This is a genomic window from Actinomadura keratinilytica (assembly GCF_039539665.1).
In the GTDB taxonomy this organism is placed as follows: domain Bacteria; phylum Actinomycetota; class Actinomycetes; order Streptosporangiales; family Streptosporangiaceae; genus Spirillospora; species Spirillospora keratinilytica.
In genome coordinates this window covers 13647-34684 of record NZ_BAABDO010000050.1, presented here as the reverse complement: position 1 = coordinate 34684, position 21038 = coordinate 13647, and the positions used below count along the sequence as shown (strand labels likewise).

Below are 21038 nucleotides of genomic sequence, written 5' to 3'. Positions count from 1 at the left end.
CGCCGGCGACCGCCGTCGACGCGAGGAGCCCCGCGGTCGCGGCGGCCGCAACGCGGCGCAGGAGACCTCTCATTGGACGCAACCCCTAGTCCTTCTCCACCGGTGGCACGTTCTGCCCCGTGGCACTGCCTGCTCCGAAATCCGGGTCAGTTGCCATAAGTCGGCTGTTCATCATTGCCGCTCTTTTACACTGTTGGCCAGTCCAGGGGATCCACTACGCGTCAGCACGCCCGCTCCACTGGCCGGCGTCCGTGCCCCCGATCCGCGATGCCCGAGGAGATAGCCGCATGCCCCGTTCGGTTACGCGTTCGTCCCGGCCGACCCGGCAGGCGCACCGCGTGGCCGGTTCCGGCCTGACGCTCATCCTGGCGTTCGCGCTGGCCGTGACCGGATGCTCCAGCGACGACAAGGACAAGGCCGACGCGGTCGGATCGCCGCCGCCCTCGCCCAGCCAGCAGTCCGAGGCGGAGGCCAACGCCGCGCCCGGCGCGAAGAGCATGCGCCTGTCGCAGGGCCTGCGCAAGCCGGTGACCTACGACGACAAGATCACCGTGCAGGTCACCTCGATCCGCACGGTGCGCAACAGCAAGACGGGGCCGGGCGAGATGACCGGCCGCACCCTGACCATCTTCACGCTGCGCTTCACCAACGGCTCGTCGCGCACGCTGGACCTCAACCAGGTGCGGGTCGTGGCGCGCTACGGGGCGAAGGGCACGCAGGCCAGCCCGACCTCCTACGCCAACCTCAACGACTTCTACGGGACGGTGGCGCCGGGCAAGGCCAGGTCGGCGTCCTACGCCTTCGACCTGCCCACCTCCGGCTACGGCAAGGTCACGCTGGGCGTGAAGTTCAGCGAGACGCACAAGGTCGCCGTGTTTACGGGGGCCATAGAAGCCTGACCGAGCCGTTATGGTCGCCTTCCGGTAGCGGTCACACCCGCCTCGACCGTCCCACCGACCGGCTAGGGTTCGCGCTATGACCGGCAGCAGCACCCGCAGGACGTGGATCATCAGGGCGGCGGCCCTGCCGGCGGTCGCCGCCGTGGCCGTCCTGGGCTGGCTGGTGCCGCGCGGCGAGCAGCCCGCCCAGACGGTCGCCAACACCGCCGGCGCCGCCCAGGTCGGCAGCACCCGGTACCCGGCGCCCGACGGCGCCCTGTACGTCGCGCCGTCCGGAAGCGACTCGGCCTCCGGCGAGCGCGGCGCGCCGCTGCGCACCGTCGGCGCGGCCATCCGCCGCGCGCGCTCGGGCGACACCATCGTGCTGCGCGGCGGCACCTACCACGAGTCGGTCACCATCCCGGCCGGCAAGAAGCTGACCCTGCAGGCCTACCCGGGCGAGGCGGTCTGGTTCGACGGCAGCTCCCCGGTGACCGGCTGGGTCAAGCGCAACGGCGTGTGGGCCGTCGACGGCTGGACGGCCCGGTTCGACTCCTCGCCCAGCTACACCAAGGGCGCCGCCCCCAGCCGCGACGACGACTTCCGCTTCGTCGACCCGGCCCACCCCATGGCCGCCCACCCCGACCAGGTGTGGATCGACGGCGTCGCGCAGCGGCAGGTCGAGTCGCGCGCCCAGGTCAAGAGCGGCACCTTCTACGTCGACGAGGGCGCGCGGCGGCTGTACGTCGGCACCGACCCGCGCGGGCGGGCCGTGCGCGCCAGCACCCTCGCCGAGGGCATCACCGTGCGCGGCGCCGGGTCCACGCTGCGCGGCATCGGCGTGCGCCGCTACGCCACCTCGATCCCGCAGCTCGGCATGGTGAAGGTCGCGGCGCCGGACGTCACCGTCGAGAACGTGGCGCTCACCGACTCGGCCACCACCGGCCTGAGCGTGCTGGCCGCGCACGCCCGCATCCGCCGCGTCACCGCGACCCGCAACGGCATGCTCGGGGTGCACGCCAACCAGGCCGACGACCTGCGGCTGGAGGCGGTGCGCGCGGCCACCAACAACACCGAGCACTTCAAGCCGGCCCCGGTGGCCGGCGGCGTCAAGATCACCCGCTCCCGCAAGGTGGCGCTGGTCGGCGGCGCCGCCGTCGGCAACCGCGGCAAGGGCCTGTGGCTCGACGAGTCGGTCTACGACATCACGATCATCGGCAACCGCGTCGCCCGCAACAGCGACCACGGCATCTCCATCGAGCTGAGCGCCAAGGCGGTGGTCGCCGACAACGTCATCGCCGGCAACGGCGGCGACGGGCTGCGGCTCAACGACAGCGGCGACGCGCAGATCTGGAACAACACCCTGACCGGCAACGGCCGCACCGTCCACCTGGTGCAGGACCGCCGGCGCGCCACCGACCTGTCCACTCCCGGCCACGACCCGCGGCAGAAGCTGCCCGACCCGACCGTGCCGTGGCTGGTGCAGGACATCACGCTGGGCAACAACGTCCTCGCCGACGCCCGCTCGGGCGCGCCGTGCCTGCTGTGCGTGCAGGACCACTCCGAGCGTCCGCGCAGCGCCGAGCAGATGCGCATCACCGCCAACGGCAACGTCTACGTCCGCCCCGGCCGCGGCAGCCCGTTCTTCACGGTCGTCTGGCAGCGGGCGGGCGGCGCCGCCACCTTTGCCACCCTCGACGCCTTCCGGGCCCAGACCGGCCAGGAGAAGAAGGGCCTGGCCGTCGACGACCCCAACGCCGCCGCCCCCGACGGCCGGCTCGCCCCGCAGCCGAAGGGCCGCGCCCGCCCCACTCCCCTCCCCCTGCCGGAGCGCATAGCCAAGCTCGTCGAACGCCCCGCCGGCAGCCGCCACACCGGCGCCTGGAGCCTGTCCGCCCCCAACTGATCCCCCGCACCGCCCGCAGGCTTGGGTGAACGTGCACCTGGGCGGCGGTCGGGCGGTCATATTCTGTGGGGCGATTCGTTTTCGGGAGCGGCCGTTGAAGCTTGCCAAGGTGTCCCTCCTGCCGCGTCGGCGGCAGCGGGCTGTCGTGCCCAGCGCGGGCTGGTGGGTGGTCGTGCTGCCGCTCGCGCTCATGCTGTCCAGCGACTACAAGCTGCGCAGCCGCGATGTCGACCAGGCGGTCAGCGGCAGCGCCGACCTGACCGTGCTGGTCGAGATCGCGATCTACGGGGGCGCGGCGCTGTACCTGCACCACCGGTTCCGGCTGCGGCCTCCGGCGCGGCGGCCCACCGGGCTGCTGCTGGCCGCGTGGGCGTTCGCCGGATATGTGGCGCTGACGGCGCTGTGGTCGCCGTATCCGGCGCTCGGCGTGGTGCGCGGCGTGCAGCTGCTCATCACCATGACGGTGCTCTACACGGTCGCGACGCGCGCGCAGCCGCGGGACCTGCACCGGCTGGCGCACGCGTTCATCGTGATCGTGCTGCTGTCGGTCGTCATCGGCGTGGTGCATCCGTTCCCGCGCACCGCGCACACCCAGGAACGCTTCAACTGGCTGTACGTGCACCCCGTCATCGCGGGCGTGTACCTGGCCGTGGCGGTGCTGCTGGTCGTCAGCTACCTGGTGCGCCGCGAGCGGCCCGAGCACCGGCTCTGGCCTCCCGTGGTGTACCTGGGGGCCCTGGCGGTGCTGTGCGGCGCGCTGGTGGCCACCGGCACCCGGGGCGCGGCGCTGGGCTGCGCGGCCGGGCTCGTCGTCCTGCTGGCCACCGCGCGGGGGCCGCACGGCCGGGCCGACGTCATCGTGGTCGGCGCGGCCGTGGCGGTGCTGGCGGTGCTGGCGTTCTCCGACGAGATCATGGCGTTCGTGGCGCGCGGCGACACGGCCGACAAGCTGCTGTCCCTCAACTCGCGCACCGACCTGTGGAAGCTGGCGATGCGCGCCTACGCCGAGGAGCCGGTGTTCGGCCGCGGGCTGGGCGCCTCCCGGGGGCTGTTCCTGGACGACATCGGGCTGGGCGGCGGCCACAACGCGTTCGTCAACGCGCTGGTCGACAACGGCGCGGCCGGCGCCGCGATCTTCGCCGTGCTGCTGGTGGTCCTCGGCTTCGTGCTGCTGCTTCTGTGCCGGTACCGCCCGCTGCGGCCCGACGCGGGGCTGCTGCTGGGCCTGCTGGGGTTCTTCCTGGTGGACAGCATGACCACCGAGGGCCTGGCCACCCCCGCGAACGTGTCGGGGATCTGGTTGCTGATCATGGTGGCGTGGACGGAGACGCTGCGCCGCCAGGCCAGGGTGCTGGACGCGCCGCCGCCGGTGGCCGCGGCCCCGCCGCAGGAGGAGGCCGCCCCGGCGGGGGCGGCCGAACCCCAGCACGCGACGGCCGCTTTCTGAGGGATGTGGCATTCTTGCGCGTGTGGAACCACTCGGCATCAAAGGCGCGTTCTCGTTCACCCCGAAGATCCACGGTGACCACCGGGGGTCCTTCCACGAGTGGTTCCGGGCGGACGAGCTGCGCGCCCGGGTCGGGCACGAGCTGAACCTCGCCCAGGCCAACTGCTCGGTCTCGGCCAAGGGCGTGCTGCGCGGCGTGCACTTCGCCGACGTCCCGCCCGGGCAGGCCAAGTACGTCACCTGCCTGCGCGGCGCGATCCTCGACGTGGTGGTGGACCTGCGCGTCGGCTCGCCCGACTTCGGCCGCTGGGAGGCCGTCCGGCTGGACGACCGGACCCGCCGGTGCCTCTACATCGCCGAGGGGCTCGGGCACGCGTTCATGGCGCTCACCGACGACGCCACCGTCGTCTACCTGTGCTCCCAGCCGTACGCGCCGCAGCGCGAGCACGGCGTGCACCCGCTCGACCCCGACCTCGGCATCGCCTGGCCGCAGGACGTCGAGCCGGTGCTGTCGGCCAAGGACGCGGCCGCGCCGAGCCTGGCCGAGGCGCACAAGACCGGCCTGCTGCCCGACTACCGGACCTGCCTGGACTACTACGCCGAGCTCGGCCGGCCGGCCTGACGCGCGCCGCGGTCAGCGCAGCTCGGACGCGGTCAGCGCAGCTCGGGCCAGGCGGCGTGCAGGGCCTCGCGCCAGTGGCGCATCGGCGCCAGCCCCGCCTCCGCCCAGCGGGCGTGGCCGAGGACGCTGTAGGCGGGCCGCGGCGCGGGCCGCGGGAACCGGTCGGTCGTGGTCGGCCGGACGCGGTCCGGGTCGAGCCCGAGCAGGGTGAACACCTCGCGGGCCAGGCCGTACCAGGTGGTCTGCCCCGCGTTGGTGCCGTGGTAGACGCCCGGGGGCGCGTCCGACGACGCCAGCGCGATGATCTGCTCGGCCAGGTCGCCCGTCCAGGTCGGCTGGCCGTGCTGGTCGTCCACCACCTCGACGGTGTCGCGTTCGGCGGCCAGGCGCATCATGGTGCGGACGAAGCTGGCCCCGTGCGCCCCGTACAGCCACGCCGTGCGCACCACGTAGCCGCGCCCGGTGCCGAGGACGGCCCGCTCCCCCACGAGCTTGGTGCGGCCGTAGGCGCTGACGGGCGCCGGGGCGGCGTCCTCGGGGTAGGGGCGGTCGCTGCGGCCGTCGAAGACGTAGTCGGTGGATATCTGCACCAGGGTGGCGCCGACGTCCGCGCACGCGTCGGCCAGGGCTTCCACGGCGGTGCCGTTGACGGCCAGCGCGGCGTCCTCGTGCGTCTCGGCGTCGTCCACGGCCGTCCAGGCGGCGCAGTTGACCACCGTGGCCGGGCGGTGCTCGCGCAGGGCCCGCCGGACGGCGTCCGGCGCGCACACGTCGAGATCGGCGCGGGTCAGGGCGGCCACGTCGTGGCCGTGCGCGCGCAGGCGGTGCACCAGGTCGGTGCCGAGCATGCCGCCGGCGCCGATGACCAGCCAGCTCACCCGGCGTCCTCCGCCCGCTTCTTCAGCGGCTCCCACCACGCCCGGTTGTCGGCGTACCAGCGGATGGTCTCGGCGATGCCGTCGTCGAACGAGATGCGGGGCGCGTAGCCGAGACGGCGCAGCTTGGCGTCCGACAGCGAGTAGCGGCGGTCGTGGCCCTTGCGGTCGGGGACGTGCTCGACGCGGCTCCAGTCGGCGCCCAGCGCGTCCAGCAGCCGCCGGGTGAGCTCCCGGTTGGTCAGCTCGGCGGTGCCCGCGATGTGGTAGACCTCGCCGGGCTCGCCGCGCTCGGCGACCGTCTGGATGCCGCGGCAGTGGTCGGACACGTGGATCCAGTCGCGCACGTTGCCGCCGTCGCCGTACAGCGGGACGGTGCGGCCGTCCATGAGGTTGGTGACGAACAGCGGGATGACCTTCTCGGGGTACTGGTACGGCCCGTAGTTGTTGCCGCAGCGGGTGATGCTGACCGGCAGGCCGTGGGTGCGCGCGTAGGCGCGGGCGATCATGTCGCCGCCGGCCTTGGCCGCCGAGTACGGGGAGTTGGGCGCCAGCGGGGCGTCCTCGTCCCAGGAGCCGGTGTCGATGCTGCCGTACACCTCGTCGGTGGAGATCTGCACCACGCGCGGGACGCCCGCGTCCAGGCACGCCTGCATGAGGGTCTGCACGCCCAGCACGTTGGTGCGCACGAACTCGCCCGCGCTGGCGATGGACCGGTCGACATGCGACTCGGCGGCGAAGTTGAGCACCACGTCGTGCCCCGGCACGACCTCGGCGAGCAGTTCGGCGTCGCAGATGTCGCCGTGCACGAACGTGTAGCGGCCCTCGACCGGTTCGAGGTTGGCCAGGTTGCCCGCGTAGGTGAGCTTGTCCAGGACGGTCACCTCGGCGTCCGCCCACGCCGGGTAGCCGCCCGTCACCAGCTCGCGGACGTAGTGCGAACCGATGAACCCGGCCCCGCCGGTGACCAGTATCCGCCGGGCCCTCATTTGCTGATCTGCACTTTGCTGTGGTCTCCCAGGACGAGACGGTGTGCCCTCGGCACGGACGGAGCGGGCGTGACCCGTGCCTGCCTTCCGATGAGCGAGACCTCGATGCGTCCCACCCCGTCAATGGACGCGCCGCGCAGCACGATGGAGTACTCGATCTCGCTGTCGATCACCGTGCAGTCGCGGTCGATGGAGGTGAACGGGCCGATGTAGGAGTCGCGGACGACCGCGCCGGGGCCGATGATGGCGGGCCCGACGATGCGCGAGCCGCTGACGCGCGCGCCCTCCTCGACGACCACCCGGCCGATCAGCTCGCTGGCGGAGTCCACCTCGCCGGCCACCGCCGGCTCCAGGCCCTCCAGCACCAGCCGGTTGACCTCCAGCATGTCGGCGACGTTGCCGGTGTCCTTCCAGTAGCCGGACACCATCGTGGACTCCACCCGGTGCCCCTGGTCGATCAGCCACTGGATGGTGTCGGTGATCTCCAGTTCGCCGCGCCGGGACGGCTTGAGCCGCCGCACGGCCTCGTGCACGGCCGGACCGAACAGGTACACCCCGACCAGGGCCAGGTCGCTCTTGGGCCGTTCGGGCTTCTCCTCCAGCGCCACCACGCGGCCGGTGTCGTCGAGCTCGGCGACGCCGAACGCGCGCGGGTCGGACACCTTGGCGAGCATGATCTGGGCGTGCGGGCGCTCCTGGCGGAACCGCTCCACCAGGTCGTTGATGCCGCCGACGATGAAGTTGTCGCCGAGGTACATGACGAAGTCGTCGTCGCCGAGGAAGTCCCGGGCGATCAGTACCGCGTGCGCCAGCCCGCGCGGGGCGTCCTGCCGCAGGTAGGTGACCCGCACGCCGAACCGCGACCCGTCGCCGACCGCCTCCCTGATCTCGGCCTCGGTGTCGCCGACCACCACGCCGACCTCGCGGATGCCGGCGTCCGCGATGGCCTCCAGGCCGTAGAACAGCACCGGCTTGTTGGCGACCGGAACCAGCTGCTTGGCGAAGCTGTGGGTGATCGGCCGCAGGCGCGAACCGGACCCGCCCGCCAGGACGAGCGCCTTCACCGGGCGCTCCGGACGGCCGGGGTCGGGGGGAGGAAGGGTTTCACTGCGGCTCCAGCACGGCCAGGGACGTCGTTCGGCGACGTCGGTGACGAGGACGTGAACTCGACATTACCGGGATCCGACATGCGGGGACCCCGGCCGTCCGCCTTCGGACGGGCCGGGGCCGCCGCGGCGCGGGTCAGGACGCGCCGGTGATCATGCCTGCCGCGACGGTGTTGTTGGTGGCCTCGTCGATCAGCACGAACCCGCCGGTCAGCCGGTTGCGCGCGTACTCGTCGATGAACAGCGGCTGGGTGACGCGCAGGCTGATCCGGCCGATCTCGTTCAGCCCGAGCGCGCCGGCCTGCTCGTCGCGGTGCAGGGTGTTGACGTCCAGCCGGTAGTGCAGGTCCTTCACCAGCGCCTTGGCGGTGCGGGTGGTGTGCTTGATCAGCAGCCTGGTGCGGGGGGTGAGCTGCCGTTCGGGGGTCATCCAGCACACCATCGCCTCCAGGTCCTGGGCGACCTGCGGCCGGTTGTTCGGACGGGCGATCATGTCGCCGCGGGAGATGTCGATGTCGTCGGCCAGCCGCAGCGTCACCGACATCGGCGCGAACGCCTCGGTCACCGGCCCGTTCGGCCCGTCGATGTGGGTGATGGTGGTGGTGAGCCCGGACGGCAGGTGCACCACCTCGTCGCCCGGCTTGAGCACGCCGCCGGCGACCTGCCCGGCGTAGCCGCGGTAGTCGTGCAGCTCGGGGTCGGTACTGGCGTGCGGGCGGATCACGTACTGCACCGGGAACCGCACGTCGATCAGGTTGCGGTCGGAGGCGATGTGCACGTGCTCCAGGTGGTGCAGCAGCGACGTGCCCTCGTACCACGGCATGTTCACCGACCGCTGCACCACGTTGTCGCCGTGCAGCGCCGAGATCGGGATGAAGGTCAGGTCGCCGACCTCCAGCTTGGCGGCGAACGCGGTGAACTCGTCCACGATCGACTCGAACACCGCCTGGTCGTAGTCGACCAGGTCCATCTTGTTGACCGCCACCACCAGGTGCGGCACCTTCAGCAGCGTCGCCAGGAACGCGTGCCGGCGGGACTGCTCCAGGATGCCCTTGCGCGCGTCCACCAGGATGATCGCCAGGTCGGCGGTGGACGCCCCGGTCACCATGTTGCGGGTGTACTGGATGTGGCCCGGCGTGTCGGCGATGATGAACTTGCGGCGCGGGGTGGCGAAGTAGCGGTACGCCACGTCGATGGTGATGCCCTGCTCGCGCTCGGCGCGCAGCCCGTCGGTCAGCAGGGCCAGGTTGGTGTGCTCCTCGCCGCGGTCGGCGCTGGTGCGCTCCACCGCCTCCAGCTGGTCCTCGAAGATCGACTTGGAGTCGTACAGCAGCCGCCCGATCAGCGTGGACTTGCCGTCGTCCACGGACCCGGCGGTGGCGAACCGCAGCATGTCCATCGGCTTGCCCTGGGGCGCGGCGGCGTCCTGGGCGGTGTCGGCGGCGGCCATCAGAAGTAGCCCTCCTTCTTGCGGTCCTCCATCGCGGCCTCGCTGGTGCGGTCGTCGGCGCGGGTCTGCCCCCGCTCGGTGATCCTGGTCGCGGCGATCTCCTCGATCACCTCGTCCAGCGTGGTCGCGGTCGACTTGACCGCCCCCGTGCAGGACATGTCGCCCACCGTGCGGTACCGCACCATCGCCTCGAACACCGGCTCGTCGTCGCCCCGGTTGGCGAACGGGTTGTCGTCCAGCAGCAGCCCGTCGCGCTCGAACACCCGCCGGGTGTGCGCGAAGTAGATGGACGGGATCTCCAGGCCCTCACGCCGGATGTAGTCCCAAACGTCCAATTCTGTCCAGTTGGACAGCGGGAACACCCGCACGTGCTCGCCCTGCCGGATCCGCGTGTTGTACAGGTTCCACAGCTCGGGCCGCTGGTTCTTGGGGTCCCACTGGCCGAACTCGTCGCGGAACGACACCACCCGCTCCTTGGCGCGCGCCTTCTCCTCGTCGCGGCGGGCGCCGCCGAACGCGGCGTCGAAGCGGTGCTCCTCGATGGCGTCCAGCAGGGTGGTGGTCTGCAGCCGGTTGCGGGAGGCCCAGCGGCCGGTCTGCTCCACCACGCGGCCCTTGTCGATCGACTCCTGGACGGACGCCACGACCAGCCGCACGCCCAGCTCGGCCACCCGCCGGTCGCGGAACTCCAGCACCTCGGGGAAGTTGTGGCCGGTGTCGACGTGCATCACCGGGAACGGGATCGGCGCCGGCCAGAAGGCCTTGTGGGCGAGGTGCAGCATCACGATGCTGTCCTTGCCGCCCGAGAACAGCAGCACCGGCCGCTCGAACTCGGCCGCCACCTCCCGGATGATGTGAATGGACTCCGCTTCAAGGACGTCAAGCTGAGACAGCAGGTAATCGCAGCGCTGCATGGTCTGGGGTTCTCTCCACGCTCTCTGGCAGATGCACCGGTGGCCGGGATGACGCCGTCCCCGCGGGTCGGGGCGGGCGGTCCGGCCGGCTCAGCCCGGCAGGGCCGCGCCCACGTCCCGGATGCCGGTCAGCAGCATCGATGCCGACACGGGGTGACAGACAAGGATATCCGGCAGCCGGGGGTCCTTCTGGTTGTAGCGGGGCGGGGTGCCGTCGACGCGGGACACGTGGGCGCCCGCGGCCAGCGCGACGGCGGCCGGTGCGGCCGAGTCCCATTCGTACTGCCCGCCCGCGTGGACGTAGACGTCGACCTCGCCGAGCAGCACCGCGGCGATCTTCGCCCCGGCCGAGCCGATGGGCACCGGCTCGACCCCGCGGTCGAGGCGCTCGACCAGCGCGTCCAGGAACTTGGGCGGCCGGGTGCGGCTGACCGCGACGCGCAGCCTCCCGGGTGCGGGCTCGGGGGTGCGCAGCGGGCGGTCGGGCGCGCCGTCCCACGGGCTGACGAGCGCGCCGCCGGGCGCCGTGCGGAGCGTCACCCCCCGCGCGGGCAGCGCGACGGCTCCCGCGACGAGTTCGCCGGCCCGCCACAGCGCCACATGGACGGCCCAGTCGGTGCGGCCCTCCTCGCCGAACTCGCGGGTGCCGTCGAGCGGGTCGACGATCCACACCCGGTCGGCGTCCAGCCGCGCCAGGTCGTCCTTGCCCTCCTCCGACAGGACGGCGTCGGCGGGGCGGCGCTCGGCCAGCGCGGCGGTCAGGAACTCGTGGGAGCGCAGGTCACCGGCCTTCTTCAGGGCGTCGACGTCGGCGAACCCCTCCTTGCGCACCTCCAGCAGCAGCCGCCCGGCGCCGCGGGCCAGCGCTGCCGCCAGGGCATGGTCATCCTGCGGGCTCTGCGTCATCACTCGCCATTTCCTGCTCGCCTGATCGCTCTGGTCTCCATTGTCGCCTACACCGCCTGTCCAACCCGCGGCCGGGGTCGCGCGTCCTCTTCCGGACGCCTCCCGGACGCCCGCACGGGTTCAGGCGGCGGCCGCGGGCGGGCTAGTAGGCGCCGGAGCCGCGGACCACGGCCGACCAGGTCTTCCAGAGGATGAGCAGATCGAGGGCGAGCGACCAGTTGTCCACGTAGCGCAGGTCGAGCCGGACCGACTCCTCCCAGGACAGGTCCGAGCGCCCGCTCACCTGCCACAGCCCGGTCAGGCCCGGCTTGACGGCCAGCCGCCGGTAGACGTCGCCGCCGTAGCGGGCGACCTCCTCCGGCAGCGGCGGCCGCGGCCCGACCAGCGACATGTCGCCGCGCAGCACGTTGAACAGCTGCGGCAGCTCGTCCAGCGAGTAGCGGCGCAGCTTGCGGCCGATCGGGGTGATCCGCGGATCCTTGCGGATCTTGAACAGCACCCCGTCGTGCTCGTTGTGCACCAGCAGCTCGGTCTTGCGGGCCTCGGCGTCGACCACCATCGTGCGGAACTTCAGCACGGTGAACTCGCGGCCGTCGCGGCCCACCCGGGTCTGCTTGAACAGCACCGGCCCCTTGCTGGTCAGCCTGATGAGCAGGGCGACGGTCAGCAGCAGCGGGCTGAGCAGCACCAGCGCGACCAGCGCCCCCACCCGGTCGAACAGGTCCTTGACGACCTGGCGGCCGCCGTCCAGCTCGGGATGCTCCACGTGCAGCAGCGGCAGCCCGGACACCGGGCGGATGGAGATGCGCGGCCCGGTCACGTCCATCAGCGCGGGCGCCACCACCAGCTCCACGTCGTCGCGTTCGAGCTGCCAGGCCAGGCGGCGCAGCGCCACCCCGTCCATCTCCGGGCAGGCCAGCACCGCCACCGAGTCGGCGCCCGCCCGCTCCACGACGGCCGCGGTCTCGCGGAAGTCGCCCAGCACGGGGACGCCCTCCACCTCGGTGACCGCGTCCTCGCCCTCGACCAGCGCGGGCGGCAGGCACACCGCGACGATGTCCATGCCGTGGTAGCGCTTCTGCCGCAGCAGCCGGATCAGGTCGGCGACGGACGTGCGGTGCCCCACGGCGACGACGCGCCGCATGCACTCGCCCTCCCAGCGCCGCCGGTGCAGCCACTTGCGCAGCCGGTAGCGCGCCACCAGGCCGAGGAAGGTGCCGAGCGGCAGCGCCATCACCACGTAGCCGCGGGCCACCTCGGTCTTGGTGGCGTAGGCGACGATCGCCACGGTGGCGGTGAGGATGAACCCCGCGCGCAGCACGCGGTGGAACTCCTCGTAGCCGACGCCGATGTAACGGGGCTGGTAGGCGCGGCACAGCGCCAGGATCGGCAGCCACGCCAGCGGCAGGGCGACGGTCAGCGCGACGTACGGCAGCGTGAACTCGCCCGGCATGCCGGGGAAGCGCAGCACGAACGCGATCGCGCCGGCGGTGAGCATGCTGAGGAAGTCCAGGGTCAGCGCACGCCGGCGGTAGGAGTTCGTCCAGTTGACCGGATTCCCCTGCCGCGGCCTGTCCTGCTCGGACGCGTCCGCCACCTGGACCCTGTCAACGACGGCCATAGACGTCTCACCACCCCTGCCACATGCGCCCCGTAAGACGAGGTCCACCTCGGAGACGGCTGAACGGCCTTTGAGGTTCACATGTGTGCGAACCTCAGATGGCCGCATCTTAGGGACGCTTCACCCCGCGGGGCTCGCAAAACGGACGGTCAGCCGCGGTTTTGTTACCCAAGCTAAAGGATCGGCTCACCGCGGGGGCCCAAAATGGTGACCTTTCGGAGGCCACCCCCGGGCGCGGCCCGCCGATCAGGACGCGTGGAAAAGGTTCTGGGCCGCACCGAGCCCCCGGGTGAGCAACGCCTCCACCGCGTCGGCGGCGCGCTCGACGTGCAGGTCCAGCTCCTTGCGCTCGGCGGCCGAGAAATCCTTGAGGACGAACGCGGCCGGATCCATGCGTCCGGGGGGACGCCCCACGCCGAAGCGGATCCTCAGGTAATTCCTGTCGCCCAGCGACTTGGTGATCGACCGCAACCCGTTGTGGCCATTGTCACCGCCGCCCTGCTTGAGCCGTATCGCACCGTAAGGGATGTCCAACTCGTCGTGCACGATGACGACGCGTTCGACGGGGACCTTGAAGAAGTCGCGCAGCCCTTTCACCGGGCCGCCCGAGTCGTTCATGTAACTGCGGGGCTTGGCGAGCACGACGCGCTCGCCCGCCAGGCGCCCCTCGACCACCTCGGCGCGCCCGCGGTGCGCCTTGAACCGGCCGCCGACCCGCCCGGCCAGCGCGTCCAGCACCATGAACCCGGCGTTGTGCCGGTTGCCCGCGTACGACGGCCCCGGGTTGCCCAGGCCGACCACGAGCCACGGCTCGGCGCTCACCACCGCACCTCCTCAGCGCGTGTCGTCCCAACCGACGGTCCGGCGCGCCCCCCGAAACGACCGCCCGGCACGCCCGACGGCCCCCGCCGGTGCGCGACCGGCGGGGGCCGTCGACGGTCTCGTGCCGCGCGCGGCGACGCGCGCCCGGCGGAAGACTGCTCGGCCGTGCGAGTACTCGGCTACTCGGCCGACGCGGCGGCGGGCGCGGCCTCCGCCTCGGCCTCCTCGGCCGCGGCCTCGGCGGCCGGGGCGGTGGACGCCGAGGCGTCGCCGATCTGCAGGATCAGCGTCTCCTCGTCGGTGGCCAGCGACACCCCGGTCGGCAGCTTCAGGTCCTTCGCCAGGACCTGCGTGTCCACCGCCAGGCCGGTGACGTCGACCTCCACGGCCTCGGGGATGTGCGTGGCCTCGGCCTCCACGGACAGCTGCACGACCTCCTGCGCCACCCGGCCGCCGGCCACGACGTCGCCGACGACGTTCACCGGGATCTCGACGGTGACCTTCTCACCGCGCGAGACCAGCAGCAGGTCGACATGCTCCAGGAACCCCTTGATCGGGTCCCGCTGCACGTCCTTGGGCAGGGCCAGCTCGCTGCCGCCGTTCAGGCCCTCGACGCGCAGCAGCACGTTGGGGGTCTTGAGCGCGAGCATCAGCTCGTGCCCGGGCAGCGAGATGTGCTGCGGGGCGGTGCCGTGGCCGTAGAGGACGGCGGGCACCTTGCCGGCCCGGCGGGCCCGCCGTGCGGCCCCCTTACCGAACTCGGTGCGCGGCTCGGCGGCGATGCGTACCTCGGACACGGCGAAAACTCCTCGTTCTTGCGATCCACGGCCGTCCGGTCACGGACGTCCGCTACGGACAAAGCGATCAGGCGGTTGCTCGATGCGTCGGGCGCCTCGAAGACTCTGTGCGTTCCCCCGGGGAGCGGGTGTCCGACGCGGAGCCGCACTGAACGACCCGGGGCTTACGCAGGTTCCCCGAGTTTAGCCGATGTGCGACCGCCCGAGCGCCCGCAGGGCGCCGGTTACCGGGCCGCCGGTCAGCTGTGGCCGCCGAAGAGGCTGGTCACCGAGCCGTCGCTGAACACCTCGTTGATGGCGCGCGCCACCAGCGGGGCGATGGACAGCACGGTCAGCTTGTCGAACTGCTTCTCCTCCGGGATCGGCAGCGTGTTGGTCAGCACGACCTCGGAGATGCGCGAGTTCTTCAACCGGTCCACCGCCGGACCCGACAGCACGCCGTGCGTGGCGGCCACGACGACGCGGCTGGCGCCGTGGTCGAACAGCGCGTCGGCCGCCTTCACGATGGTGCCGCCGGTGTCGATCATGTCGTCCACCACCACGCAGGTGCGGCCCTCCACCTCGCCGACCACGTCGAACACCTTGACCTCGTTGGCCACGTCCGGGTCGCGCTTCTTGTGGATGATCGCCATCGGCACGCCGCCCAGCCGGTCGCTCCACCGCTCGGTCACCCGCACCCGGCCGGCGTCCGGCGCGACCACGGTGACCTGCGACAGGTCCAGCCGCTTCTCGAAGTGCGAGGCCAGCAGGTCCAGCGCGAACAGGTGGTCGACGGGCCCGTCGAAGAAGCCCTGGATCTGCGCGGTGTGCAGGTCCACGGTGATCAGGCGGTGCGCGCCGGCGGTCTTGAACAGGTCGGCCATCAGCCGGGCCGAGATCGGCTCGCGGCCGCGGTGCTTCTTGTCCTGGCGGGCGTAGCCGAAGAACGGGGCCACGACGGTGATCCGTTTGGCGGACGCCCGCTTCAGCGCGTCCACCATGATCAGCTGCTCCATGATCCATTGATTGATGGGAGCCGTGTGACTCTGGATCACGAAGGCGTCCGAACCGCGGACCGACTCCAGGAAGCGCACGAACGTCTCACCGTTGGCGAAGTCGTACGCCGAGGTCGGCGTGAGCTCGACGTCGAGGTTGGCGGCCACTTCCTTGGCCAGGTCCGGGTGGGCTCGGCCGGTGAAGAGCATCAGCTTCTTCTGGCCGTTCGCCATGATCCCACTCACCTCTGACAACTCCCCCTCAATGGATGGTTCTTACGTGGGTGTTGTCCCCACTCCACGCACGCCGAAAGAAGCCGTTCGGCGGTTTCGCAGGGATTCTGATGTCGTTGTGCGTGGGGAGGACCCCCACCCGCCCGCCGACCGGAGGAACCCGGCCGATGAGCCGTCGCACGCGGACGCGCGGCTGCCCGCGCCCGCGCTCCGCCGACGGACCTCTTCGTCGGCCGGCGGACGCTGCCGTCGGCGGGGCGCGCACGCCCCGCCCGCCCGCCGCCCGGACGGCACCGGACGGCGGCTGTCATCGGGCCTGTCGGCCATCACCCGGACTCACGGCCCTCGTTTCGGCCAGGCGGCCGTCAGCGGGCGTCGCGGCCGTCCTCGTCGACGGCGGCCCGTTCCCTGGCGCGGCGGGCCGCCTCCGCGGCGGGCGTGCCCGCGCGGCGGCGCTCCACCCAGCCCTCGACGTTGCGCTGCCGCCCGCGGGCGACCGCCATCGCCCCCGGCGGCACGTCCTGCACGATCACCGAGCCGGCCGCGGTGTACGCGCCGTCCCCGACGGTGACCGGCGCGACGAGCATGGTGTCGCTGCCGACCCGGGCGTGGTCGCCGACCACGGTGCGGTGCTTGCTGACGCCGTCGTAGTTGACGAACACGGTGCTGGCGCCGATGTTGCTGCCCTGCCCGATCTCGGCGTCGCCGACATAGGTCAGGTGCGGCACCTTCGACCCCTCGCCGACCTGGGCGTTCTTCATCTCGACGTAGGTGCCGGCCTTGGCCTTGCGGGCCAGCCGCGTGCCGGGCCGCAGGTAGGCGTAGGGGCCGACCGACGCCTGCGGGCCGATCTCGGCCTCGACGCACACCGCGTTGACCACGGTGGCGTCCGCGCCGACCCGGGTGTCGGTGAGCGTGCAGCCGGGGCCGACCCGCGCGCCCTCGGCGAGGTGGGTGCGGCCGTGCAGCTGGGTGCCCGGCAGGATCTCGACGTCCCGCTCGATGGTCACGTCCACGTCGATCCACGTGGTGGCCGGGTCGACGACGGTGACCCCGGCCCGCATGTGCGCCTCCAGCAGCCGGTCGTTGAGCTGCCGCCGCGCCTGCGCGAGCTGGACGCGGTCGTTGACGCCCTGCGTCTCCACCCAGTCGGGGGCCAGGTGCGCCCCGGCGCGGTGGCCGTCGCCGCGCAGGATCTCCACCACGTCGGTCAGGTACTCCTCGCCGCCGGCGTTGTCGGTGGTGACCCGCTTGAGCGCGGCGCCCAGCAGCGTCCCGTCGAAGGCGTACATGCCGACGTTGACCTCGCGGATGGCGCGCTGCTCGTCGGTGGCGTCCTTGTGCTCGACGATCGCGGCGACCGAGCCGTCGGCCGCGCGCAGGATGCGCCCGTAGCCGGCGGGGTCGGGGATCTCGGTGGTCAGGACGGTGGCGGCGTTGCCCTCGTCCTCGTGGGTGCGCACCATCGCGGCGAGCGTGCCGCCGCGCAGCAGCGGGTGGTCGCCGTTGGTGACGACCACGGTGCCGCGCAGCTCGCCGACCTGCTCCAGGACGGTGCGGACCGCGTGCCCGGTGCCGCCCTGCCGCTCCTGGACGACCGCCTCGGCCTTGGGCCAGTCGCGCTCCAGATGGGCGAGCACCTGCTCCCGGCGGTGCCCGACGACCACGATCAGCCGTTCGGGGTCCAGCTCCTCCGCGGCGGCCAGCACATGGCCGAGCATGGTGCGCCCGCCCAGTTCGTGGAGGACCTTCGCGGTACGGGACTTCATCCGGGTGCCCTCGCCCGCGGCGAGGACGATGACGGCAGCCGGGCGGCTAGCGCTCACTGGGAGGCTCCTCGGCATCGCGGTTGGGAACTCGGCACGGGCGCAACCGTATGGAGATGTCCAACAGGCTGGCGACCTGCCCGAATGGGGGGCAGGCGGCAGGCCGCGGCTCACCCGACATCGGAAGGATACCGCCCGTCTGCCTTCTGTCACCCCGGGGGCGGTACGTCCTTTCCGGTCCGCTACCAGGCAGGGTGCGCCATGGGACCGGCGGGACGGGTGCGGTGCGCCGCCGCGTCGGCGTCACGACGATGGAGCTCCCGGGGGAGGATTCGAACCTCCGTTGACTGAACCAAAATCAGTAGTCCTGCCCCTAGACGACCCGGGACCGGCCGAACCCGGGCGGCCCCGTACAAGGGGCGCCGGTTCGCCGGGCTTAACGATACCGACTCCCTTCACAGGGGCCCACCTCTATTTCCCCGCCCCTGGGGGGCATTCGGGGGGATCTTCGCCGTCCGCGCGGACTCGCCCGGACACGCGGCGTGAACACTTTGTGACGCGCTGATCGTGGTTTAGGGCGGCCGAAGACGAGCACGTGAGACAGGTGACAGACGGCCGCCACGGCAAGGAGGCCGGGGCGGCGAACTTCGCGGCGGTGTCGCGCGTTCGTGCGGGGAGGGCTGCGCAAGCGCTCCACGCCCGTTCTCCGAGCGGAGGCTGCGGACGGTGTGCGGCCGTGCGACCGGCGTGAGTTTTGTGACCGCTGGGACAGATTCCCACCGATTTTACGAATCGGGCCTGTCCAACTTACGGCAGCGTAGGTTACGGTGGCGTAGGTACGGTTGGTTCCGAGTCGCAGGAAGTGGTGACCGCATGACTTCAGCCCCCGTCCTCGATCCCCCTCGCCGAGAGCCTCGTCCCGAGATCGAGCCGGAGCCGCAGGGGATGTTCGAACGGGTCCTCGTCGCGGTGTTCACCGGCGTCCCGTTCCTCGCCCTGTTCGCCGCCGTCCCCATGGCCTGGAACCGCATCCTCGGCTGGACGGACGTGGTGCTGGCCGTCGTCTTCTACCTGGTCTCCGCCGCCGGCATCACCGTCGGCTACCACCGCTACTTCACCCACGGCTCGTTCAAGGCCCGCCGCTGGCTGAAGATCGCGCTCGGGGTGGCCGGCAGCCTGGCCATGGAGGGCGCGGTCATCACCTGGGTGGCCGACCACCGGCGCCACCACAAGCACTCCGACAAGGAGGCCGACCCGCACTCGCCGTGGCGGTTCGGCAACGACTGGAAGGCGCTGACCAAGGGACTGGCCTGGGCGCACTACGGCTGGCTCTTCGACGGCAACCGCACCTCCAAGGAGCGGTTCGCCAAGGACCTGCTGCGCGACCGCGACGTGATGCGGGTGCACCGGTTCTTCCCGGCGCTGGTCGCGGTGTCGCTGCTGCTGCCCGCCGCGCTCGGCGGCCTGCTCACCATGTCCTGGCAGGGCGCGCTGACCGCGTTCTTCTGGGCCGGGCTGGTGCGCGTCACCCTGGTCCACCACGTCACGTGGTCGGTCAACTCGATCTGCCACGTGTTCGGCAAGGAGGACTTCGAGGTGCGCGACAAGTCCCGCAACGTATGGTGGCTGGCCATCCCGTCGCTGGGCGAGTCGTGGCACAACCTGCACCACTCCGACCCCACCTGCGCGCGGCACGGCGTGCTGAAGGGGCAGATCGACATCAGCGCCCGGATCATCTGGGCGTTCGAGAAGGCCGGCTGGACCTACGACGTCCGCTGGCCCAACGAGGAGCGCCTGGCGGCCAAGCGCAAGCGCGCGAAGCAGGCCGCCTGAGCGAGACAATTGGCGATGTGACTGAACCTGCCCCCCGGTCGAGACGCAAGCGCATGACCGGAAAGGAACGACGGGAGCAGCTGCTCACCATTGGACGCACACTCTTCGCCGAGCGCGGCCTGGACGGCACCTCGGTCGAGGAGATCGCCGGCGCGGCGGGCGTGTCCAAGCCGGTCGTGTACGAGCACTTCGGCGGGAAGGAAGGGCTCTACGCGGTGGTGGTGGACCGGGAGTTCGAGAAACTCCTCGCCCTGATCACCGAGGCGCTGACCTCGGCCATCCACTACCGCAGCAAACTGGAGAAGGCGGCGCTGGCGCTGCTGGCCTACATCGAGGAGAACCCCGACGGGTTCCGCATCCTGGTGCGCGACTCGCACGGCGGCACCGGGACCGGCAGCTTCGCCAGCCTGCTGAGCGAGATCGCGGGCGAGGTCGAGTACGTCCTCGCCCGTGAGTTCGACCGGCACGGGTACGACGACAAGAACGCGCCGATGTACGCGCAGATGCTGGTCGGCATGGTGGCGCTGATCGGGCAGTGGTGGCTGGACGTGCGCAAGCCCAAGCGCGAGGAGGTCGCCGCGCATCTGGTCAACCTGGCGTGGAACGGCCTGTCCAGCCTGGAGCCGCGCCCGTCCCTGGACCCCAAGCGCCGCCGCAAGGAACGCGAGCGCATGGAGAAGGCGGCGGAGAAGGCCGCCGCCAAGGCCGAGAAGGCCCAGCGCAAGCAGGCCCGCCGCGCCGAGGAGCACTGAGCCGGCCGCGGCGGCGCGGGGCGGCCGGGGCGGTGTTCCCCCGGCCGCCCTTCGTTTGCGCATCCGTTCCGCCCGCCGCGCGGGCGGCGCCGGACCGGCCCTGCCGTTCCGCAGGCCGGGCGGGCGCGGACATACTGAGCCGGTGGCCGCGTGAAGTTCGTTCGTGCGGCCACCGGCCGGGGTCGCCGGGCTCGGATCGCGAGTCCGGGGTCTGGGCGGCGCGCCGGGTGCGGCGCGCCTGGATGCCGCCCGTCGCGCGAGCCGGCACACCAGGGGAAAGGTTCGCTTCTCGCGCGGCGGGCGGCACCACGCTCTAGGGGCCCTCGCGGGCGGCCGCCACGACGAAGATCCGGCGGAACGGGAAGACCGTCCCGGCCGGGGTGGACGGGTAGGCGCCGCGCAGACACGCGCCGTAGACGTCGAGGAACTCGGTCGCCTCGGCGGGCCCGAGCGCGGCGAGCACGGGGCGCAGCGCGGTGCCCTTGACCCATTCGAGCACCGGGTCGTCGCCGTGCAGGACCTGCAGGTAGGTGGTCTCCCAGGCGTCGACCGCGCAGCCGTGCCGGGTCAGCAGGTCGAGGTAGCCGGCGGCGTCGCGCACCGGGGCCGGCCGGGCCAGTCCGCCCAGGCGGTGGCGCCAGCGCGGCGACTCGCACAGCTCGCGCAGCAGGACGTGGCTGGGCGCGTCGAAGTTGCCGGGGACCTGGAAGGCCAGCCGACCGCCCGGGGCGAGCGCCTCGGTCGCCCAGCGGACCAGCAGGTCCTCATGACCGGGCACCCAGTGCAGGACGGCGTTGGAGACGATCAGGTCGACCGGTTCGGCGGGCCGCCACGTCGCGACGTCCCCGACGGAGAAGTCGAGCCGCCCGGGGATCGCGTGCGCGCGGGCCGCGGCGATCATCTCGGCGGAGCTGTCGAAGGCCTCGATCCGCGCCTCGGGCCAGCGGCGGGCCAGCTCGGCGGTCAGCTCGCCCGAGCCGCAGCCCAGGTCGGCGACGCGCCGCGGCGCGGCCAGATCGACGCGTGCGAGCAGCTCGGCGAACGGACGGGAGCGCTCGGCGGCGAACGCCCCGTACTGCGCCGGATCCCACACGGCGGCCCCTGCTTGTCTCGACATCGAGATACATCATGCCCGGCTCATATCTT

General features: G+C 72.1%; 18 protein-coding genes and 1 tRNA gene. 6 read left to right on the top strand and 13 right to left on the bottom strand.

From position 1 onward, the window contains the following. The first annotated feature begins 287 nt into the window (after positions 1–287). The 4 genes from ABD879_RS17350 (at position 288) to rfbC (ending at position 4853) form a co-directional block, all read left to right on the top strand. The gene (locus tag ABD879_RS17350; protein WP_345022472.1) at positions 288–899 is read left to right on the top strand and encodes a hypothetical protein; all 612 of its coding nucleotides are present in this window, start codon (positions 288–290) and stop codon (positions 897–899) included. 76 nt (positions 900–975) lie between these two features. Further along, positions 976–2784: a right-handed parallel beta-helix repeat-containing protein gene (locus ABD879_RS17345; RefSeq protein WP_345022471.1), complete on the top strand. Its 1809-nt coding sequence runs from the start codon at positions 976–978 to the stop codon at positions 2782–2784. 94 nt (positions 2785–2878) lie between these two features. Then, a complete protein-coding gene (locus ABD879_RS17340; RefSeq protein WP_345022470.1) occupies positions 2879–4231 on the top strand; it encodes an O-antigen ligase family protein in 1353 nt (450 codons plus the stop codon). Between the two features lie 22 nt (positions 4232–4253). Further along, positions 4254–4853 carry a dTDP-4-dehydrorhamnose 3,5-epimerase gene (gene rfbC, locus ABD879_RS17335; protein WP_345022469.1) on the top strand — a complete coding sequence of 200 codons (600 nt, stop codon included), beginning with the start codon at positions 4254–4256 and terminating at the stop codon, positions 4851–4853. 32 nt (positions 4854–4885) lie between these two features. On the opposite strand, the gene rfbD is transcribed toward rfbC, so the two are convergent. The 12 genes from rfbD to ABD879_RS17275 form a co-directional block, all read right to left on the bottom strand. Beyond that, positions 4886–5731 (bottom strand): dTDP-4-dehydrorhamnose reductase, encoded by an 846-nt coding sequence (rfbD, locus tag ABD879_RS17330; protein ID WP_345022468.1) that lies wholly within the window; start codon positions 5729–5731, stop codon positions 4886–4888. After that, positions 5728–6717 carry a dTDP-glucose 4,6-dehydratase gene (rfbB, locus tag ABD879_RS17325; protein ID WP_345022467.1) on the bottom strand — a complete coding sequence of 330 codons (990 nt, stop codon included), beginning with the start codon at positions 6715–6717 and terminating at the stop codon, positions 5728–5730. The genes rfbD and rfbB overlap by 4 nt, the downstream gene beginning before the upstream one ends. Beyond that, positions 6714–7781 (bottom strand): glucose-1-phosphate thymidylyltransferase, encoded by a 1068-nt coding sequence (locus ABD879_RS17320; protein ID WP_345022466.1) that lies wholly within the window; start codon positions 7779–7781, stop codon positions 6714–6716. The genes rfbB and ABD879_RS17320 overlap by 4 nt, the downstream gene beginning before the upstream one ends. 178 nt (positions 7782–7959) lie before the next feature. Continuing rightward, positions 7960–9222 carry a sulfate adenylyltransferase subunit 1 gene (locus ABD879_RS17315; RefSeq protein ID WP_345022480.1) on the bottom strand — a complete coding sequence of 421 codons (1263 nt, stop codon included), beginning with the start codon at positions 9220–9222 and terminating at the stop codon, positions 7960–7962. Between the two features lie 50 nt (positions 9223–9272). After that, positions 9273–10187 (bottom strand): sulfate adenylyltransferase subunit CysD, encoded by a 915-nt coding sequence (cysD, locus tag ABD879_RS17310; protein ID WP_345022465.1) that lies wholly within the window; start codon positions 10185–10187, stop codon positions 9273–9275. A gap of 90 nt (positions 10188–10277) precedes the next feature. After that, positions 10278–11093: a 3'(2'),5'-bisphosphate nucleotidase CysQ gene (locus ABD879_RS17305; protein WP_345022464.1), complete on the bottom strand. Its 816-nt coding sequence runs from the start codon at positions 11091–11093 to the stop codon at positions 10278–10280. Between the two features lie 142 nt (positions 11094–11235). Then, positions 11236–12714: a sugar transferase gene (locus ABD879_RS17300; protein WP_345022463.1), complete on the bottom strand. Its 1479-nt coding sequence runs from the start codon at positions 12712–12714 to the stop codon at positions 11236–11238. Positions 12715–12960: 246 nt separating this feature from the next. Further along, positions 12961–13536 (bottom strand): aminoacyl-tRNA hydrolase, encoded by a 576-nt coding sequence (pth, locus tag ABD879_RS17295; protein WP_345022462.1) that lies wholly within the window; start codon positions 13534–13536, stop codon positions 12961–12963. 179 nt (positions 13537–13715) lie between these two features. Next, a complete protein-coding gene (locus ABD879_RS17290) occupies positions 13716–14333 on the bottom strand; it encodes a 50S ribosomal protein L25/general stress protein Ctc (protein WP_345022461.1) in 618 nt (205 codons plus the stop codon). Between the two features lie 239 nt (positions 14334–14572). After that, on the bottom strand, positions 14573–15541 hold the full coding sequence (locus tag ABD879_RS17285) for a ribose-phosphate diphosphokinase (RefSeq protein ID WP_378271828.1): 969 nt from the start codon (positions 15539–15541) through the stop codon (positions 14573–14575). Between the two features lie 365 nt (positions 15542–15906). Then, positions 15907–17367 carry a bifunctional UDP-N-acetylglucosamine diphosphorylase/glucosamine-1-phosphate N-acetyltransferase GlmU gene (glmU, locus tag ABD879_RS17280; RefSeq protein ID WP_345022459.1) on the bottom strand — a complete coding sequence of 487 codons (1461 nt, stop codon included), beginning with the start codon at positions 17365–17367 and terminating at the stop codon, positions 15907–15909. Positions 17368–17624: 257 nt separating this feature from the next. Continuing rightward, positions 17625–17695: transfer RNA gene (locus ABD879_RS17275), tRNA-Gln, on the bottom strand. A gap of 485 nt (positions 17696–18180) precedes the next feature. On the opposite strand from ABD879_RS17275, the gene ABD879_RS17270 reads away from it, so the two are divergent. Together ABD879_RS17270 and ABD879_RS17265 are read left to right on the top strand one after the other, a co-directional pair. Then, positions 18181–19140, top strand: a complete 960-nt coding sequence (locus ABD879_RS17270) for an acyl-CoA desaturase (protein WP_345022458.1) — start codon at positions 18181–18183, stop codon at positions 19138–19140. A gap of 53 nt (positions 19141–19193) precedes the next feature. Continuing rightward, positions 19194–19892, top strand: coding sequence for a TetR/AcrR family transcriptional regulator (locus ABD879_RS17265; protein WP_345022457.1), 699 nt, complete (start codon positions 19194–19196; stop codon positions 19890–19892). 313 nt (positions 19893–20205) lie between these two features. Here the strand turns inward: ABD879_RS17265 and ABD879_RS17260 are convergent, their stop codons facing one another. Then, a complete protein-coding gene (locus tag ABD879_RS17260) occupies positions 20206–21009 on the bottom strand; it encodes a trans-aconitate 2-methyltransferase (RefSeq protein WP_345022456.1) in 804 nt (267 codons plus the stop codon). Positions 21010–21038 lie beyond the last annotated feature (29 nt).

Coding starts and splice junctions, on each gene's coding strand:
- ABD879_RS17350 (WP_345022472.1), top strand. CDS start 288: ATGCCCCGTTCGGTTACGCGTTCGTCCCGGCCGACCCGGCAGGCGCAC.
- ABD879_RS17345 (WP_345022471.1), top strand. CDS start 976: ATGACCGGCAGCAGCACCCGCAGGACGTGGATCATCAGGGCGGCGGCC.
- rfbB (WP_345022467.1), bottom strand. CDS start 6,717: ATGAGGGCCCGGCGGATACTGGTCACCGGCGGGGCCGGGTTCATCGGT.
- ABD879_RS17315 (WP_345022480.1), bottom strand. CDS start 9,222: ATGGACATGCTGCGGTTCGCCACCGCCGGGTCCGTGGACGACGGCAAG.
- cysD (WP_345022465.1), bottom strand. CDS start 10,187: ATGCAGCGCTGCGATTACCTGCTGTCTCAGCTTGACGTCCTTGAAGCG.
- ABD879_RS17305 (WP_345022464.1), bottom strand. CDS start 11,093: ATGACGCAGAGCCCGCAGGATGACCATGCCCTGGCGGCAGCGCTGGCC.
- ABD879_RS17300 (WP_345022463.1), bottom strand. CDS start 12,714: ATGGCCGTCGTTGACAGGGTCCAGGTGGCGGACGCGTCCGAGCAGGAC.
- ABD879_RS17285 (WP_378271828.1), bottom strand. CDS start 15,541: ATGGCGAACGGCCAGAAGAAGCTGATGCTCTTCACCGGCCGAGCCCAC.
- ABD879_RS17270 (WP_345022458.1), top strand. CDS start 18,181: ATGACTTCAGCCCCCGTCCTCGATCCCCCTCGCCGAGAGCCTCGTCCC.
- ABD879_RS17265 (WP_345022457.1), top strand. CDS start 19,194: ATGACCGGAAAGGAACGACGGGAGCAGCTGCTCACCATTGGACGCACA.
- ABD879_RS17260 (WP_345022456.1), bottom strand. CDS start 21,009: ATGTCGAGACAAGCAGGGGCCGCCGTGTGGGATCCGGCGCAGTACGGG.